Origin of the sequence: Dactylosporangium sucinum (assembly GCF_014647515.1) — a bacterium.
In the GTDB taxonomy this organism is placed as follows: Bacteria; Actinomycetota; Actinomycetes; order Mycobacteriales; family Micromonosporaceae; genus Dactylosporangium; species Dactylosporangium sucinum.
The window spans coordinates 20,556-37,667 of record NZ_BMPI01000024.1 but is presented as its reverse complement, the minus strand read 5'-3'; the positions used below and the strand labels follow the sequence as shown (position 1 = coordinate 37,667).

Here is a 17,112-nt window from a genome sequence, read left to right as displayed (position 1 = left end):
CTTTCGAGTCGGTGCCACCCGCCGCCGACGGTAGGCGAACCGCCCGGCCCGGTCATGAGTCGAAAGGCCCAGCCCACCGCACCACCGCCTCGGTGCGGCTGCTCACCCCGAGCTTGGCGAAGATGTTGTACAGGTGGTTCTTCACGGTCTTCTCGGTCAGCCCGAGCCGCTCGGCGATCGCCGCGTTCGACCGGCCGGCGCTGAGCAGGTCGAGGACGTCGCGCTCGCGGTCCGTCAGCCCGAACGCGGCCCGCCCCCGCTCGGCGTCGCCCTGCGAGCGCAGCGCCGAGGTGGCGACGGAGGCCGCGACCGGCGAGAGCCAGCCCTGCCCGCCGGCCACCGCCAGCACCGCCCGCAGCAGCTCCGGCGGGTCGAACTGGCCGTGGACGAGGTACCCGCGGGCGCCGCCGCGCAGCATCGCCCCGATGACCTCGGGGCTCGCGTCGCTCGTGAGTGCGAGGACGGCGGTGAGCCGGGCCAGCTCGGTGACGATGGACAGCCCGTGGGCGATCGGCATGCGGTGGTCGAGCAGCGTGACGTGCGGCCGGTGCCGCAGCGCCAGCGCGAGGGCCGCCTGCCCGTTGCCGGCCTCGCCGACGACCCGGGTCGCGCCGCCGGTGTCGAGGAACCCGCGCAGCGCCTCCCGGACGACCGGATTGTCGTCGACGACGAGCACGGTGACGGTCACGACGGCGCCACCGGAAATCGTCGCGGACGCATGCCGGGGACGGTACCCCGGACGCGGCCGCCGCGGTCAACCGGTGCGGCAGAATACCGGCTCACGGCGGCCGCCGCACGAGACGAAACCGCAGGTCATCAGGCTCACCGAAATGCGTGACCGCGGTACCGAAGCGTGATTTCCCCGAAACGCACAGTTCACTCGGGGAGCGCCGTTTCAGCCTGACAGATCCGGCATGGCGGGTGATGATTTGCCCGTGACAAGCCGACTGCGCGTGATGTCGATCTATGAGGGGTTTTTCGCCGGTGGCGCCCGGGCCCTCCACAGCACCGTCGTGGCCGGGCTGCACACCGCAGGCTCGCACCGGCACTCGGTGCTGAGCCTGCACAGCGCGATGCGCCGGGAGACCGTCCTGCAGCGGATGGAGGACGACGCCTCGTACCGCTGGTTGCACGCGGCCGGCGTCGAGGTGAACGCGCTCGGCCGCCGCGTCGGGGGCGGCACCGCGACCCGCCGGACGTTCAGCGCGGCCGAGGTCGCCACCGCGATCGCGCACGCCGAGCGGGCCGACATCATCCTGTCGCTCAAGGAGCAGCCGCTGCGGCTGGTGAACCGGCCGGACTTCCCGCGCAAGCCGGTGATCGTCTGCCTGCACCGCTCCGACCCGCACAACCAGGGCAGCGCGCTCGACGACTTCCGGACCGCGGTCGCCGAGGGCCGGGTCGCCGCCGCGATCTGCTGCGCCGAGTCCACGAGGGACGCCTACCGGGCCGCCGGGATCCCGCAGCGGCTGCTGCACGTGATCCCCAACGGCGTGGACCTGGCGCGGTTCCAGCCGGTGACGGCCCGCCGCCGGCCGGCGCTGCGCCGGGCGCTCGGCGTGCCGGCGAAGGCGCGGGTGGTCACCCTCGCCGCGCGGTACGACCCGATGAAGAACGTCCACCTGTTCCTGCTGGCGGCCCGGCGCTACCTGCAGCGCGAGCCCGCCGGGCACGTGCTCATGTGCGGCGCGGGGATGAGCGCCGCCAACCCCGAGCTGTGCGGGCTGCTCACCGACGTGTTCGCGGACGAGCCGCGGCACCTGGCCCGGCTGCACCTGCTCGGCATCCGGCGCGACATGGAGCTCGTCTACGCCGCCACCGACGTGGTCGCGCTGACCTCGGCGAGCGGCGAGGCCGCCCCGCTGTGCCTGATCGAGGGCGCGATGTGCGGCGCGGTACCGGTCTCGACCGACGTCGGCGACACCGCGCTCATCGTCGCCGGGCACGGCCTGATCACCCAGCCGGAGCCGGACGCGATCGCCGCGGCCTGGTCGGAGGCGGTCGACCGGCGGGCCGAGTTCACCCCGGCGCTGCTGGGCAGCCGGGAGCGGTTCAGCCACACCCGGATGATCGCCTCGTACGCGACGCTGATCGACCACGCCCATCGCGAGGCGGGCCTGCGGGTCTGACGCGGATTGTCATGCCCGAGGCATGACAATCCGCAGCTGTGGGTTGCGCGCGGCCCGGCCGAGGCTCGACGCATGTCGAAGTTCGTCTGGCCGGCCGTCGTCGCCGGCTTCGTCGTCGGGGCGGCCGAGTTCGCCGACCTCGCCGCCTTCGCCCCGGCCGGGCCCGTGCTGTGGATCCCGCCCGCGGCCGCGCTGCTGTACCTCGTGCTGGCCCTCGCCCGGCACCGGCTCGTCGCCCGGCAGCTCGCCGGGGTCGCGCTCTTCACCGCCGCGGCCGGCGCCGCGCTCGTGGTCGACCCGGTCGCCGGGCAGTACGTGGTCGCCGCCGGCTGGGCCGGCCACGCCGTCTGGGACTGGTTCCACCGCGACGGCACGGTGATCCCCCGCTGGATCATCGGCTTCTGCCTGCCGTACGACCTGCTCGTGGCGGCGGCCCTGGTGTACGGCGCGACTACGATCGCCCGATGACGGGGGCGGATCGGCAGCTGCGGCGGGCGCGGCTCGTGGGCATCGTCTCGCTGGGCCTGCACGCGGTCACGGGTCTGGTACTGCCGCTGGCCACCACGCCGTGGAGCGCGCTCTCCCCGTGGCGGTCGGCCGCCGCCCTGGCCGGCGTCGTGGCCTTCACCGCCGGTCAGGGCGCGGCGATCTACGCGGCGATCACGCCCTGGCTGGGGCCCGCGGCCCGGCGGCGGCTCCTGCTCGGCTACGCGGTGGCCGCCGCCGCGTCGCTCCCCCTGCTCGGCCCCACCGACGCCTGGGTGTGGATCGGCGTCTCCGTCGTCGGCACCGCCCCGCTGCTGGGCCACCGCGGCTGGGCTCTGGCCAGCTGCGGTGCCGCCGTGGCCGCCGGGCTGCTGGTCGGCGGCCGGGCGGTGCCGGCGATCGCGGTCGTCGGCGCCGGGGTCGCGCTCGTCAGCTGGTGGCAGGTGTGGTTCTGGGACCTGCTGCTCCAGGCCCGCGAGGGGCAGCACGCCCGGGCCCGGCTGGCCGCCGCCGAGGAGCGGCTGCGGTTCGCCCGCGACGTCCACGACCTGCTCGGCCACAGCCTGTCGATCATCGCGCTCAAGGCCGAGCTGGCGTCCCGGCTGGCCGGCACCGACCCGGAGCGCGCCGGTCGCGAGGCCGCCGAGGTGCAGCGGCTCGCCGGCACCGCCCTCGACGACGTCCACGAGGCCGTCCACGGCTACCGCACCGTCGACTTCGGCGAGCACCTGGCGTCCGTCGCCGCGCTGCTGCGCTCGTGCGGCATCCGCTGCACGGCCTCGGCCCCGGACGCCGTGGCCGGCGTGCCGCCGGAGTTCGCGGCGGTGCTGCGCGAGGCGAGCACCAACGTGCTGCGGCACAGCCGGGCCGCGTGGTGCACGATCGAGGTGTCGCACGAGGACGGGAAGGCGGTCATGCGCGTGACGAACGACGGGGTCGCCGACGGGCCGGCGCGGCCCGGCGGCTACGGCCTGACCGGGCTCGCCGAGCGGCTGTCGGCGGCCGGCGGCACGCTCACCACCCGCGCCGGGGACGGCCGGTTCGTCCTGGAGGCGCGTGCGTGATCCGGGTGCTGCTCGCCGACGACGAGGAGCTCATCCGGGTCGCGCTCGCCGCGCTGCTCGGCCTGGAGCCCGACCTCGACGTCGTCGCGCAGGCCGCCGACGGCCGGGCCGCGGTCGACGCCGCGCTGGCCCACCGGCCGGACGTCGCCGTCGTCGACCTGGAGATGCCGGCCCTCGACGGCCTGCGGGTGACGGCCGAGCTGACCCGGGTGCTGCCCGCGTGCGCGGTCGTGATCCTCACCGGCCGGGGGCGGCCCGCGCACCTGTCGCGGGCGCTCGCGGCCGGCGCGAAGGGGTTCCTGCCGAAGGGGTCGCCGGGCGGCGCGCTCGCCGACGTGATCCGGCGCGTCCACGGCGGGGACCGCTACGTCGACCCGTCGCTCGCGGCCGCCGCCCTGGCCGCCCCGCCCTGCCCGCTCACGCCGCGGGAGCTCGAGCTGCTGCGGCTCGCCGAGCCCGGCACTCCGGTCGCCGCGATCGCCCGGCGGACGCATCTGTCCAGCGGTACCGTGCGGAATCATTTGACAGCCATCGTGCAGAAACTCGGGGTGTCCAACCGGGCCGAGGCGCTGCGCGCGGCGCGCGAGCACGGCTGGATCTAACGCCTGGTTAAGCGGGACTTGAAGGACCCCGCGCGCATTGTTTAACCGGCCTGCCGAGACGTGTCCGGGACGGCCGATTGGCCCAGATAAACTTAAATTGACCGGCTCTTGCCGCGGTCGTACGTTCTGCCGGTGGACAGGCGGAGTTCACGATCCGGCGCGCGGCCCCCCGCCCGCTGGATCACGATCACGGCGCTGGCCGGCCTGGCGGTGCTCGGCACCGCGACCGGCGGGCTGCACCACCTCTACGCGTTCCTGCGGTTCTACGGCGGCGTGTTCACGCTGGTGTCGCTGACCCTCACGGTGATCGGCGGCCTGGTCGCCACCGACCGGGTGCTGCTCCTGCCCCGGCACCGGGTCTGGCTGCAGTCGATCCACCGCACGCTCGGCGTCATCGCCGTGTCCTGCCTGGCCGTGCACGTGCTCAGCGAGGTGCTGTCGGCGCGCGTGTCCGCGGCCGCCGCGGTGGTGCCCTTCGCCGCGGCCCCGGCGGCGGTCGGCCTCGGCACCCTGGCCGCATACCTGATGGGTGCCGTCATCTGGACCGGCGTCGCCCGCGCCCGCTTCGCCGGCGAGGCCCGGGCGGGGCTGTGGCGCCCGATCCACGCCGCCGCGTACCTCTGCTGGCCGCTCGCCCTGCTGCACGGCCTGAGCGCCGGGCGCCCGCCGGCGGTCTGGGTCACGGCGTCGTACCTCGTCCTGTTCTTCCTCACCGCGGTCGCGCTCGGCCTGCGGCTGTCGGCCGAGTCCCGCCACCGGCGCCACCGGCGCTCGGCCGACCGCACGACGACGAGCATCCCGCACACGCCGCACCGGGCCGCGTTCCACTGGGGCGCGCCGTCCGCCGAGCACCTCTGGGCCGCCCCGCCCGCGGACCGTCCCGCGCCGCCACCGCAGTCGCGGGAACCCGACCGGCCGGACGAGCCCGCCCGCGCCCAGCGCCCCGCTCCCGCCACGCCCGCCCCGTCCCCGCAACTCCAGCCCGTCATGAGCCTGCGCGACCGGCTCGACGCGCGGCGGGCGGAGGCCGCGGAGGCCAACGACCTGTACCCGGACGACGACACCCCCACGCTCGTCAACCTCGACTCCCAGCGGATCATGCGCCGCGGTGCCGGCCAGCCCCCGGCCCCGCCCCGCGCCTCCCGCCCGGCCCGCCGGCCGGCGGGCGCCGCCCGGCCGAAGGAGCGCGCGCACGACCTCGACGACGAGCAGTACTGGCGGGTCCTGCGCGGTGAGGCCCGATGATCCGGCTCGGCACGCGCGACCGCCCCGCCCCCGCGCCGGTGCGGGTCCCCGAGGTGCTGGCCCTGGGCCGGCCCCGGCTCACGGCCGGGCTCCACGGGCCGCAGCACCGGCTCGACCTGCGCGCCCACCTCGCCGTCCACGGCCCGCTCGGCCCGCTCACCGCGGCCGGGCTCGTCGACCTCGCCGAGCGGGTCAGGCTCGCGGGTCGCGGCGGGGCCGGGTTCCCGTTCGCCAAGAAGGTGCGGGCGGTGCTGGGCTCGGTCGACCGCCGTACCGTCGCACCCGCGGTCGTCGTCAACGCCACCGAGGGCGAGCCGGCCGCCTGGAAGGACAAGGTGCTGCTCACCCGGGCCCCGCACCTGGTCCTCGACGGCGCGGCGCTCGCCGCCTGGGCGCTGCACGCGGCGGAGATCGTCATCGCGGTCGCCGACGACGGGGTCGGCGAGGCGTCGATGCTCGCCGCGCTGCGCGAGCAGCCGCTGCCGGCGCCGGCGCGGCTGGTGCGCGTGCCGCACCGGTTCATCTCCGGCGAGGGCGGCGCCCTGGTGCAGGGCATCAACGGCCTGCCGCACATCCCGCCCGGCATCAAGCGCCGCGCGAGCGACGCCGGCGTCGACGGCCGGCCGACCCTGCTCTCCAACGCCGAGACGTACGCGCAGCTCGCCGTCGCCGCGCGCCTCGGGCCCGCCCGCTACGCGGAGCTCGGCGACGAGGAGTCCGGCACGGTACTGCTGAGCGTCACCGGCAGCGCCGCCCGCCCCGCGGTCGTCGAGTGCCCGGCCGGCACGCCGGTGCCGGCGGTGCTCGACGCCTGCGGCGTGCCGGACGGCCCGGCGGTGCTGTTCGGCGGGTTCCACGGCCGCTGGGTGCCCCTGGCGAAGGCGCGCACCGCCACGTTCTCCCGCCGCGGCCTGCGCGCCGCCGGCGGCTCGCTCGGCGCGGGCATCGTGCTGCCGATCGACCACGCGACCTGCCCGCTGGGCGAGGTGGCGCGGGTCGTGCGGTACCTCGCCGCCGAGTCGGCCGGCCAGTGCGGCCCGTGCCGGCTCGGCCTGCCCGACCTGGCCCGGGCCGTGGACGCCGTGGTGGCGGGCACGGGCGACCCGGCCGCGGTCCGCGCGGCGGCCGGCGCGGTCGTGGGACGCGGCGCGTGCAGCCATCCCGACGGTACCGCCGGATTCGCCACGTCGGCCCTGGAAGCCTTCGCCGACGACCTGCACCGCCACGCGACGGCGGGGACGTGCGGCCGCCCGGTCGAGGGCCGGCTGCCGGTCCCCGGCACGACCCCGCACGGCGAGCGCCGGCTGACCGTGGACTGGTCCCGCTGCGACGCCCACGGCCTGTGCGCCGACGTGGCCCCGGACCTGATCCGCCTGGACGCCAACGGCTTCCCGGCCCTGGGCGACGCCCCGATCCCGCCCCGGCTGGAGCCGGTCGCCCGCGAGGCGATCGCGGTGTGCCCGGCGCTGGCCCTGCGCCTGGCCGGCCCGAAACACTGACCGCCCGGCCTCAGGCGCCGGCGCGGGCGGCGAGGATGCCGAGGCGGACGCGGTTCGGGGCGCCGGTCTTCGTCATCAGGCTCGTGATGTGGGTCTTGACGGTGGTCACGCCGAGGTGGAGCCGGTCGGCGATCTCCTGGTTCGACAGGCCCTCGCCGACCAGCGCCAGCACGTCGCGCTCGCGGCGGGTCAGGTCGGCCAGACCGTCCACAGTGGCCGCCGGCGTCGCCGGACCGCTCGCGCTCACCGCGCGCGCCACCAGGCGGCGCAGGACGGCGGCGCTGAACGGGCTGTCGCCCTCGGCCGCCTTGCGGATGCCGTCGAGCAGCTCGGCCGGGGCCGCGTCCTTGACCAGGAAGCCGCAGGCACCGGCGGCCAGCGCCGGGTACAGGTGGTCGTCGTCGTCGAACGTCGTCACCACCACGACCTTGCACGCGGGGTGGGCGGCGCGGATGCGGGCGGTCGCCGTCGTGCCGTCGACGCCCGGCATCCGCAGGTCCATCACCACGACGTCGGGCCGCAGCTCGTCGGTGAGCCGGATCGCGTCCCGGCCGTTGTCGGCCTCGCCGACGACGTCGAGGTCCGGCTCGGCCTCGCACAGCATCCGCAGGCCCGCGCGGACCAGCCGCTGGTCGTCGACGAGCAGCACCCGGATGGTCATGCGTCGCTCCGGACCGCCGGCAGGGTGGTCGCGAGCGCCCAGCCGCCGGCCGCCTGCGGGCCGGCCCGCAGGTCGCCGCCCAGGAGCTCGACCCGCTCCCGCATCCCGACGAGCCCGTGCCCGGTCCCGACCGCCGCCCCGCCGGCCCGCGCGCCCTCGCCGGCCGGGACGGCGCGGCCGTTCTCACCCGCGGCCGAGCCGCAGCGGCCGCCGTCGTCGGTGACGGACCACTCGACGGCCTGGTCGCGCAGGCGGACCCGGAGGCGGGCGTGCGGGTGCGGGCCGGCGTGGCGGGCCACGTTCGTCAGGGCCTCCTGGGTCAGCCGGAGCACGGCCAGGCCGCGGACCGCGTCGAGGCCGGCCACGGCCGGGTCGACGTCCGCCTCGACCGCCACCCCCGCCTGCCGGGCCCGGTCGACCGCGGCGGCCAGCGCGGCGGGCAGCGACGCCGGTTCGATCCACACCACGGCGGGCCCGTCGCCCGGCGCCGGGCCGGCCGGATCGGGGTGGCGCAGCACGGTGACGAGGCGGCGGAGGTCGGCGAGCGCGGCCGTACCCGTGGCGTGGACGTCGTCGAGCACCGCCACCGTGCGCGGGTCGGCGCCGGCGAGCACGTGCCGGGCGACGCCCACGCGCAGCACGATCGAGGCGACGTGGTGGGCGACGACGTCGTGCAGCTCCCGCGCGACGGCCGTGCGCTCGTCCGCCCGCGCCGCCCTCGTCTCCGACACGCGGCGCCGCCGCTCGTCGGCCGCCCGGCCCTCGGCCTGCCGGGCCAGTTGCCGTGCGGCGCGGATGTTCACGCCGAACAGGACGGGGACGCCGACCAGGATGACGATGTTGTACAGCACGGGCAGCAGATCGCCGGGCAGCCGGCGCCACTCGTCGGCGAGGTGGGCCGCGAACAGCGCCGCGGTCGCGACGGCGAGCCGGCGGCCGGGTGCGCGCAGGGCCAGCTCCAGGGCGGCCCAGCCCGAGCCGACGATCGGGATCACCGCGCGGTCCTCGCCCCACAGCAGCGCGACGGCGAGGACCGCGGCCTGGGCCAGCGCGCCCGCGAACGGCAGCCGGGCGCACAGCGGCACGAGGGCGAACTCGGCGAGGTCGGTGGCCCAGTCGAACCCGTTGCGCGGGTGGGCCGGGTCGCGCAGCAGCACGAGGTACCCGACGCCGCTCACGGCCAGCAGCACCAGCCGGGCAAGGGCGAAGCGCTCGTCGAACATCCGGGTGAGCACCACCCCACCATAGGGCTTCATCGAAGGGCCGCGGCGGTCCCGGCGACGCCCGCGGCGGCGAGCAGGCCGGCCGCGGCGAGGGTCGCGGCGCCCGGGTGGACGAGCGGCTCGCCGCGCAGCGCCTGCCAGGTGACGAGCGCGAGCAGCCCGGTGAACAGGGCCGCGCCCAGCAGGACCAGCCCGGTGCGGCGGCGTTCGGTCAGCCGCGGGTACCGGTGCGCGAGGACGGCCAGCAGCAGCGCGAGCAGCGGCAGTACCTGCAGCGCGTGCAGGCCCACGAAGTGCGGGATGCGCAGGTCCCCGCCGGTCGTGCTCCAGCCGGTGAGGGGCATCCCGGGCCCGCCGTCGGCGACGCCGACGCTGTGCGCGCCGACGACGGTGTCCACGCCCGCCTCGAGCGCGCGCCGCTGCTCGGCGTTGGGCAGCACCATCAGCCCGCCGAGCGACATGCCCACGAGGGAGAGGACCACGCCGAGCCGCACGGCCCAGCGGTTGGCGCGGTCGGCGATCGCGGCGCGGAACAGCAGCACGCCGAGGACGAGCGTGCCGGCCCAGAGGAGCGTGATCGTGCCGCCCATCGCCTGCAGGATGGCGTCGTCGAGCGGCGTCGTGGTGTTGAAGTGGCTGGGCCGTCCGCGGGCCGCCTGGCCGACGATGAGCAGCATCTCGCCCGCGGCGCTGACGGCGACGAGGGTCCCGGCCCGGTGCGCGAGGCGCCGCCCCCGGTCGATCAGCGTGATCATCCAGGCGAGCGTCCCGCTGTACACCATGAGGGACAGCGAGAACTTGAACGGCTTGAGCCACACGGGCGCCCCGACCACCGTGCGGTCGTCGAGGAGCAGCCCGGCGGCGCAGGCCACGGCCAGCGCGGCCATCGCCGCCGAGAGGGCCATGAGGGGCCGGTGCCGGCGCACGACCCGGGCCACGGATGCATTGAGCGTCGTCGGTGTCGTCATGCCGTTCAGCCTGTTCGACGCGCGGCGCCCGCAGATCCGACCGGAGGCCCGACCTTCCGGCCTCCGGGAGGAGGCGGCCGACCGGCACGCCCGATGGAAAGCGCTCTCCAACAACCGCGGCGAGCGCGCCGCCGACTCGCGATGGCCGTCCGAATTGTGCGAGTTATAGGGGCGACGTATTGACGAACCGGCCCCTTGGGAGCACCATCGGGAGAGCGCTCTCCAAGCGCAATCCCGCCCACCGGCGCCGTAACCGCGCCGGTGCCCGGCGTGACCGCCTCACGCCGTCGAACACCCTTGGGAGCCCCCTTGAGGACCGAAACCCGCACCACGGCCAGACCCCGGCTCCGCAGAGTCCTGGCCCCGCTCGCCGTCACCACCACCGTCGTCGCGTCGGTCGTCGTCGGGGCGCTGCAGCTCACCGCCGCCGACGCCGCCACCGGCACGCTGCTGTCGCAGGGCCGCCCGGCCCTCGCCTCCTCCACCGAACTCGGCGAGACGCCGGCCGCCGCCGCGGTCGACGGCAACAACGCCACCCGCTGGGGCAGCCAGTGGAGCGACCCGCAGTGGCTGCGGGTCGACCTCGGCTCGACGGCCACGATCTCGCAGGTCGTGCTGCAGTGGGAGGCGGCCTACGCCAAGGCCTTCCAGATCCAGACCTCGCCCGACGGCAACGCCTGGACGACCATCTACACCACCACCACCGGCAACGGCGGCACCCAGACGCTCGACGTGAACGGCTCCGGCCGGTACGTGCGCATGTACGGCACGCAGCGCGGCACCGGCTACGGCTACTCGCTGTTCGAGTTCAAGGTGTACGGGACGTCGGGCACGCAGCCGACGCCGACCGGCGGCGCCGGCTACGTGCCGGCCAACCCGCAGGTCACCGGCGTGGTGCCGTCGACCGCGACGCCGCCGCCGACCAACCCGCCGACCACGCACCACGAGTTCCAGGCGAACTGCTCGGTCAGCCGCAGCAACCTCAACGACGACCCGATCGTCTTCTTCGGCCTGCCGGGCGCCTCGCACTCGCACACGTTCATGGGCAACACCACCACGAACGCGAACACGACCCTGCAGTCGCTGCAGGCCGGCGGCACCGCGTGCATCACGCCGGGCGACAAGAGCGCCTACTGGATGCCCACGCTGTACAACGGGGACACCGCGGTGCAGCCGACCGGCCCGCAGGTCATCTACTACAAGAGCGGCGTCATCGACTACCGCAGCGTCCGCCCGTTCCCGCCCGGCCTGCGGTACGTCGTGGGCAGCCCGTCGTCCACACTGGACGAGTTCCGCAACCACCCGGGCGCGGTCGAGGGCTTCGAGTGCGGTGACCTGACCAAGCAGTGGGACATCCCGGCCAACTGCGTCGCCGGCAGCCAGCTCAACGTCCGGTTCCAGGCCCCGAGCTGCTGGGACGGCAAGTACCTGGACACGCCCGACCACAAGTCGCACATGGCCTACCCGGTCGTGGGCGTCTGCCCGTCGAGCCACCCGGTGGCGGTGCCGATGATCGAGTTCAAGATGGCGTGGCCGGTCTCCGGCAACATGGCCAACGTCCACTTCTCCAGCGGGCGCGGCTACTCCTTCCACTACGACTTCTACAACGCGTGGGACGTGCCGACCCTGGCCGCCCTGTCGAACCACTGCATCAACGGTGGCCTGCAGTGCAACCCGCGCGGCTTCGACCAGTACAAGCCGGAGCGCGGCGCGGCCCTGAACGAGAACTACGTGCTGCCGTAGCCCTGCCCGATCCGCACCCGCCCCGCCGGACCAGCGCCCGGCGGGGCGGCGTGCGTTCAGCGCTCGCGGCCGGTTCCGGTGACGGTCCTCGCCTCGCGCAGCTCGCGGACGTACTCGGGCACGCCGCGGGGCGGGCGGCCCAGGAGGTGCTGGAGGTCGTCGCTGTGCCGGTCGTAGCGGCCGAGGGCGTGCAGGCGCACCATCGTCGCGAGGTGGTCCGCCACGTGCTCCGGGAGCCCGAGCGGGTCCAGGACCTCGTCGACCCAGCGGCGGTACGGCAGGTCGACGTAGGTGACCGGGCGCCCGAGCGCCTCGGCGAACTGCACGGCCAGCTCGACCGCCGTCACCGGGCGGGGGCCGGTCAGCTCGTACACGCGGCCGATGTGCCGGCGCGGCGCGGCGAGCACCGTCGCGACCACCTCGGCGACGTCGCCGGCCAGGACGGGTGACGTGCGCGCGGTGCCGAACGGCAGCCGGATGGTGCCGTCCCGCTCGATCGAGTCGAGGATCGAGGCGGTGAAGATGGGGTTCTCCATGAAGATCGTCGGCCGGATCTCGACCACGGGCAGGCCGGACCAGTCGAGCACCCGTTCGCCGAGCCACTGCTGGTGCTGCTGGCGCGACTCGACCGAGCTGATGATGCTCATCTGCGACACGGTCATCTGCGACATGTTCACGAAGACGTCGAGGCCGCCCAGCTGACGGGCCGCGGCCGCCGTCGTGACGGTCGCCTCGAGGTACCGTTCGGACACCCCGAGACCGAAGTAGACGCGGTCGCAGCCGCTCATCGCGTGCAGGACGTCGGCGCCGCTCGTGAGGTCGCCGGCGACGACCTCGGCGCCGAGCTGACGCAGGGCCTTCGCCCGCTCGTCGTCATGGTGGACAAGGGCGCGCACGGGCAGCTCCCGGCGGCGCAGCAGCTCGACGACCCGCCGCCCGACGCCTCCGACCGCTCCGCCCGCCCCGGTGACCAGGATCGGCATGCCGCAGCTCTACCCGGGGGCGCGGGCTTGACACCGCCGACGAGACTGGGCCGTCACCGTCCGAGAGGAAGCCGGCAGATGTCCAGCAGCAACTCGTACCTCGATCAGGTCGTCAGGCAGCAGGAGCGCCTGGAGGCGGACCTGCGGACGAAGCGGAGCGCGCCCGCACCGGCCGCCGCACCCGCGCCCCAGGGTGGCGGCGGGCGCCAGCGGGGCGGCGGCGAGGCGGCCTCGCCGACGTCGAGCGCCGTCGAGGTCCGCGTCACCGGGTTCGGCCGCTGGAAGACCGTGCTCGTCCCGCCGAACGCCTTCGTCGTGCACACCCGCCGCGGCCACACCGAGCCGCTGCACGTGGGCCTCGGCGTGTCGTTCCGGTACAACCCGAACACCGACTCGTACCTCGTGGTGCCCGGCGCCATGCAGACCATCCTCATCAACGCGTACTGCATCTGCAGCGAGCTGCAGGGCGTCCTGGTGCAGGCCTACGTCCAGTGGATCATCGAGGACTTCGCGACGGCGTACCGCAAGCTCGACTTCGCCGACGCCGAGGACCCGATGCGCGTGGTCAACCTGCAGCTCAAGGAGCAGGCGGAGGCGGCCATCAAGGACAAGGTGGCGACGCTGAGCGTCGGCGCCGTGCTCAGCGACAAGCAGCCCATCATCGAGGAGCTGACCGCCCGCCTGCGCGCCGTCGCCGAGGGCGTCGGCCTGCGGATCGTCACCGTGCAGATCAAGGAGGCGGTCGTCAGCTCGGCGCGGCTGTGGGAGAACCTGCAGAAGCCGTACCGCTCGGAGCAGGGCCGCATCGCCCGGCTGGCCGAGCTGGCCGCGGAGGAGGCGATCGGCGGGCGCGAGCTGGCCGCGAGCCGGCAGCGGGAGACCCAGGTCATCGAGAACGACCGCGAGCTGGCCGACCTGCGGGCCCGCAGCGCGGCGCTGCAGTTCGACCGGGAGGCGTCCGAGCGGCTGCGCCGGTCGCAGCGCGAGCAGCAGGACGCCCGGGCCCTCGCCGACCTGCAGGACGCGACGAGCCGGCATGCCCTGGCCCTGGAGCGCGAGCGGGCGGCGGAGGAGGCCGAGATCGGCCGCCTGCGCATCGCCCGCGAGTCCGAGCTGACCCGGCTGACGGCCGAGGCCGAGCTGGAGCTGGCCGCGGCCCGCGCCCAGGCCCAGCACGAGCAGGCGCTGCTGGAGCTGGAGCGGCTGCGCCAGCGCGCGGCGATCGACAACGACCAGTCCCCGGAGCACATCCAGGCCAGCCTGGTGGCGGCACTGCCCGACATCGTGGCCAAGCTGCCGAAGCCGGCCGAGCTGCGCACGGTGACCATCGGCGGCACCGACCAGACCACGGTGGGCGGCCTGCTGGCCGAGCTGACCACCATCCTGTCCGCGCTGCGCTCGTCCCTGCCGGGGCGCTAGCCGAGAACGGAGGTCCGCAGCTTGCGGCGCAGCTTCCTCGGCATGACCGACGCATCCGCCACCGTGTCAACCGGCGCGCGTCATGTGGTAGCGAAACTGGTGCTATAGGCCCAGTTTCGCTACCACATCGCGAGGACGGGCGGGTCAGCCGGTGTAGGCCGCGAAGATGCGGCTGAACTCGTAGGGCTGCTGGGGGATGTTCGTGCACATGTAGAGCGCGCCGTTGCAGGCGTTGCGGTCGCGGGTCGTCTCCCAGAAGGACAGCATGCCCAGGTGGTTGGTCTGCGCGAACGCGACGAGCTGGCGGGCGTCGTTCTGGTCGTACGTGCCGCCGTCGTCGTTCTTGCCGAGCATCGGGGTCACGCCGACCATCCGCCAGACCTGGGCGTCGGTCTTGCCCGGGTACAGGCCCTTGAGCTGGGTGAAGGTCGACTGCGCGGCCTGGACGGCGAAGTTGCCGTAGTCGCCGCTGGAGCGCTGGTAGTCCATCGCCATGACGTTGACCAGGTCGAGGTTGACGCCGGCGTCGCGGGCCGAGCGGACCACGTTGACGCCGTCGGCGGTCAGGCCCTCCGGGAGCACCGGCAGGGTCAGCGAGATCTTGACGTTCGGGCGGGCCGCCTGCAGCAGGGCGAGGGCCTGCGAGCGGCGGTTCACCGAGGTCGGGTCGGCGACGGCGGCGCCCTCGATGTCGAGGTCGATGTACTTCAGCGCGTACGCGTCGACGACCGCCTGGTACTCGGCGGCGACGGCGGCCGGCGTCGAGCAGGCCTGGGCGAGCTCGATGCCGCTGGCCCCGCCGAAGGAGATCTTCACGTCGCCGCCCCGGGCACGGATGGCGTCGATCTGGTCGCGGGCCCAGGCCGCCCGCGGGTCGTAGGCGTTGAACCAGGACGCCTTGCAGCCGGCGCTGTTGACGAACGCGAGCGTGAAGCTCTTGAGGTTCCCGGCGGTGGCCATGTCGGTGAGGCTCGGCGTCGGCCAGGCGCCCATGTCGACGTACGGCGCGACGGGGATCGTCGAGCCACCCGGGTTGTCCGGGTTGCCGGCGTTGGTGGTCGCGCTGACCTGGTTGCTCGCGCCGGACGCGTTGCCGGCCGCGTCGCGCGCCTTCACGGTGAACGTGTAGGCCGTCGAGGGCGAGAGTCCCGCGACGGTACCGCTGGTGCCCGTCACCGTCGCCGCGAGCGTGCCGCCCCGGTAGACGTCGTAGGCGGTGACGCCGACGTTGTCCGTCGACGCGTTCCAGGCGAGGCTGACGCTGGACGAGGTGGTGCCGGTGACGCGGAGACTCCCGGGCACGCTCGGCGCCTGCGTGTCGACGACGCCCGCGCAGCTCCCGCCGTTGATCTTGCAGTTGGCCGGCTTGCCGGAGCCGGACACGAGGAACCCGAACGTCGTCGAGGCGCCGGGCGCGAGGGTGCCGTTGTAGGTGCGGTTGTCCGCGGTGACGTGCTGGGCGGACTGGCTCATGAGCGCGTCCCAGTAGCTGCCCAGGGCCGAGCCCGAGGGCAGGTCGAACTCGACCTTCCAGGCGGTCACGGTGGCGGCCGTGCCGTTGGTGATCGTGTACTTCGCCTGGTAGCCGGAGCCCCAGTCGGAGTCGTACGTGAGGGTCGCGGTGAGCGAGCCCGCCGCCTGCGCGGGCGCCGTGACCGCGGCGACGCCCCCGGCGGTGGCGAGGATCGCGGCGGCGGCCAGGGCGAGCCTTCGAAGTGCCATCACTGCCTCCATGATGAGGAGCAGAAGGTCTTATCGAGGCTCAACGATAAAGAAACTTAACTAAAAGTCAATCCCCACCGCACCGCACTAGCCGAAGTCGTACGCGTCGGCACGGTCGGCCTCGAACAGCAGCACCACGCGGTCGGTGCGCAGCGGGTACGGGCCGCCGGTGTACTTGGCGGACATCCGGTCGATGACCCGCCAGCCCTCGTCGCCGTCCAGGACCGCGACCATGCGGCCGCGGATCAGCGCCGTCGCCTGGGGGCGCTCGCGGTCGACGACCGAGATCGCCACGCGCGGGTCGCGGGTCAGGTTGCGGGCCTTCCGGGAGCCCAGCGAGGTCAGCACGGCCAGGCGGTCGCCCTCGCGGTCGATCCAGACGGGGACCGAGTGGGGCGCGCCGTCCGGCAGCACGGTGGCGATGTGGGCGATGTTGACCCCGTCCACCAGGCGGGTCACCCCCTCGGGCAACGCGGTCATCACCGCACCTCGTATTCGTCGTGCGGCCGGAGCCACTGCATCGTCGGGGTCTGCGGCCAGCCCTCCGGCGAGTCCTCCCACGCCTCCCGGCGGCCGTACGGCGCGGCCCGCCACTCGTCGGCCGTCACGACCGGTGGCCTGCTCATGGGGTACCCTCCCACCAATAAGTTCCCTCAGGAGACTCACGCTACACCAATGAGTCTCTTGAGGGAACTATCATCGGGAACATGCAGCGCACACAGTTCGCCGCCATGGCGTGCTCGATCGCCCGGACGCTCGACGTCATCGGGGAGCCCTGGTCGCCGCTGATCCTGCGGGACGTCTACGTGGGCATCAACCGGTTCGACCAGCTCCAGCGCGACCTCGGCATCTCCCGCAAGGTGCTCACCCAGCGGCTGACCTGGCTGGTCGAGCAGGGCGTGCTGGAGCGGCGGGAGTACTCCGAGCGGCCGGTGCGCCACGAGTACGTCCTCACCGGCAAGGGCGCGGAGCTGTGCGACCTGCTCACGGTCATGGTGCGCTGGGGCGATCGCTGGACGGCCGGCGAGGCCGGCCCCCCGGTGCTGTACCGCCACCGGGCCTGCGGCGAGATCGCCCACGTCGAGCCGGTCTGTTCGGCGTGTGGCGGCCCGATGCACGCCACCGACGTGGACGTCCTCCCGGGGCCGGGAGCGGCCGGCTAGAGGACGAACCGCCGGTCCGCGTGCGGTCCGGCCGGGATCGGGTCGCTCTCCAGCGCGAGCCAGGACAGGTCGTCCTCCGGTTCCGCCGCCCCGGCGCGCTGCGCCTCGTTCACCGTCCCTGGCCTGCTGCTACTTCGCGCGGTCGTCTCCACGGTTGCCCGCTTACCCGGACATATGTTTACGAAACACGATGTGACATGTGCAA

General features: G+C 74.6%; 17 protein-coding genes. 9 read left to right on the top strand and 8 right to left on the bottom strand.

Annotated features, from left to right (window positions below; translation table 11 throughout):
• Nucleotides 1-52 precede the first annotated feature (52 nt).
• Nucleotides 53-688, bottom strand: a complete 636-nt coding sequence (locus IEZ31_RS24115) for a LuxR C-terminal-related transcriptional regulator (protein ID WP_229835793.1) — start codon at nucleotides 686-688, stop codon at nucleotides 53-55.
• A 247-nt stretch (nucleotides 689-935) separates the two neighbouring features.
• On the opposite strand from IEZ31_RS24115, the gene IEZ31_RS24110 reads away from it, so the two are divergent.
• The 6 genes from IEZ31_RS24110 (at nucleotide 936) to IEZ31_RS24085 (ending at nucleotide 7,025) form a co-directional block, all read left to right on the top strand.
• Nucleotides 936-2,129, top strand: a complete 1,194-nt coding sequence (locus IEZ31_RS24110; protein ID WP_229835792.1) for a glycosyltransferase — start codon at nucleotides 936-938, stop codon at nucleotides 2,127-2,129.
• A gap of 72 nt (nucleotides 2,130-2,201) precedes the next feature.
• The gene (locus tag IEZ31_RS24105; protein WP_190252225.1) at nucleotides 2,202-2,597 is read left to right on the top strand and encodes a hypothetical protein; all 396 of its coding nucleotides are present in this window, start codon (nucleotides 2,202-2,204) and stop codon (nucleotides 2,595-2,597) included.
• Nucleotides 2,594-3,679 carry a sensor histidine kinase gene (locus IEZ31_RS24100; RefSeq protein ID WP_190252224.1) on the top strand — a complete coding sequence of 362 codons (1,086 nt, stop codon included), beginning with the start codon at nucleotides 2,594-2,596 and terminating at the stop codon, nucleotides 3,677-3,679. Before IEZ31_RS24105 ends, IEZ31_RS24100 begins: the two co-directional genes overlap by 4 nt.
• A complete protein-coding gene (locus IEZ31_RS24095; RefSeq protein ID WP_190252223.1) occupies nucleotides 3,676-4,281 on the top strand; it encodes a response regulator transcription factor in 606 nt (201 codons plus the stop codon). The genes IEZ31_RS24100 and IEZ31_RS24095 overlap by 4 nt, the downstream gene beginning before the upstream one ends.
• Before the next feature lie 132 nt (nucleotides 4,282-4,413).
• Nucleotides 4,414-5,526, top strand: a complete 1,113-nt coding sequence (locus tag IEZ31_RS24090; RefSeq protein ID WP_190252222.1) for a ferric reductase-like transmembrane domain-containing protein — start codon at nucleotides 4,414-4,416, stop codon at nucleotides 5,524-5,526.
• Entirely contained in the window at nucleotides 5,523-7,025 is a 1,503-nt protein-coding gene (locus IEZ31_RS24085) for an NADH-quinone oxidoreductase subunit NuoF family protein (protein ID WP_190252221.1), read from the top strand. The genes IEZ31_RS24090 and IEZ31_RS24085 overlap by 4 nt, the downstream gene beginning before the upstream one ends.
• A gap of 10 nt (nucleotides 7,026-7,035) precedes the next feature.
• Here IEZ31_RS24085 and IEZ31_RS24080 read toward each other — a convergent pair whose 3' ends face one another.
• The 3 genes from IEZ31_RS24080 to IEZ31_RS24070 are packed head-to-tail and all read right to left on the bottom strand — an operon-like array spanning nucleotide 7,036 to nucleotide 9,877.
• On the bottom strand, nucleotides 7,036-7,686 hold the full coding sequence (locus tag IEZ31_RS24080; protein ID WP_190252220.1) for a response regulator transcription factor: 651 nt from the start codon (nucleotides 7,684-7,686) through the stop codon (nucleotides 7,036-7,038).
• Nucleotides 7,683-8,921 carry a sensor histidine kinase gene (locus tag IEZ31_RS24075; RefSeq protein WP_229835791.1) on the bottom strand — a complete coding sequence of 413 codons (1,239 nt, stop codon included), beginning with the start codon at nucleotides 8,919-8,921 and terminating at the stop codon, nucleotides 7,683-7,685. Before IEZ31_RS24075 ends, IEZ31_RS24080 begins: the two co-directional genes overlap by 4 nt.
• A 17-nt stretch (nucleotides 8,922-8,938) precedes the next feature.
• On the bottom strand, nucleotides 8,939-9,877 hold the full coding sequence (locus tag IEZ31_RS24070) for a hypothetical protein (protein ID WP_190252218.1): 939 nt from the start codon (nucleotides 9,875-9,877) through the stop codon (nucleotides 8,939-8,941).
• 309 nt (nucleotides 9,878-10,186) lie between these two features.
• Here IEZ31_RS24070 and IEZ31_RS24065 point away from each other — a divergent pair, with 309 nt between their 5' ends.
• The gene (locus IEZ31_RS24065; RefSeq protein ID WP_229835790.1) at nucleotides 10,187-11,620 is read left to right on the top strand and encodes a DUF1996 domain-containing protein; all 1,434 of its coding nucleotides are present in this window, start codon (nucleotides 10,187-10,189) and stop codon (nucleotides 11,618-11,620) included.
• 56 nt (nucleotides 11,621-11,676) lie between these two features.
• On the opposite strand, the gene IEZ31_RS24060 is transcribed toward IEZ31_RS24065, so the two are convergent.
• Complete coding sequence (locus tag IEZ31_RS24060; RefSeq protein WP_190252217.1) at nucleotides 11,677-12,603, bottom strand: NAD(P)H-binding protein; 927 nt, start codon at nucleotides 12,601-12,603, stop codon at nucleotides 11,677-11,679.
• A 78-nt stretch (nucleotides 12,604-12,681) separates the two neighbouring features.
• Here IEZ31_RS24060 and IEZ31_RS24055 point away from each other — a divergent pair, with 78 nt between their 5' ends.
• Entirely contained in the window at nucleotides 12,682-14,022 is a 1,341-nt protein-coding gene (locus IEZ31_RS24055) for an SPFH domain-containing protein (protein ID WP_190252216.1), read from the top strand.
• A gap of 144 nt (nucleotides 14,023-14,166) precedes the next feature.
• On the opposite strand, the gene IEZ31_RS24050 is transcribed toward IEZ31_RS24055, so the two are convergent.
• The 3 genes from IEZ31_RS24050 to IEZ31_RS24040 form a co-directional block, all read right to left on the bottom strand.
• Nucleotides 14,167-15,744, bottom strand: coding sequence for a cellulose binding domain-containing protein (locus IEZ31_RS24050; protein ID WP_190252215.1), 1,578 nt, complete (start codon nucleotides 15,742-15,744; stop codon nucleotides 14,167-14,169).
• An 87-nt stretch (nucleotides 15,745-15,831) separates the two neighbouring features.
• The gene (locus IEZ31_RS24045) at nucleotides 15,832-16,224 is read right to left on the bottom strand and encodes a TIGR03618 family F420-dependent PPOX class oxidoreductase (protein ID WP_190252214.1); all 393 of its coding nucleotides are present in this window, start codon (nucleotides 16,222-16,224) and stop codon (nucleotides 15,832-15,834) included.
• Nucleotides 16,224-16,370 carry a hypothetical protein gene (locus IEZ31_RS24040; RefSeq protein ID WP_229835789.1) on the bottom strand — a complete coding sequence of 49 codons (147 nt, stop codon included), beginning with the start codon at nucleotides 16,368-16,370 and terminating at the stop codon, nucleotides 16,224-16,226. The genes IEZ31_RS24045 and IEZ31_RS24040 overlap by 1 nt, the downstream gene beginning before the upstream one ends.
• Nucleotides 16,371-16,451: 81 nt before the next feature.
• Here IEZ31_RS24040 and IEZ31_RS24035 point away from each other — a divergent pair, with 81 nt between their 5' ends.
• Entirely contained in the window at nucleotides 16,452-16,907 is a 456-nt protein-coding gene (locus IEZ31_RS24035) for a winged helix-turn-helix transcriptional regulator (RefSeq protein WP_190252213.1), read from the top strand.
• Nucleotides 16,908-17,112 lie beyond the last annotated feature (205 nt).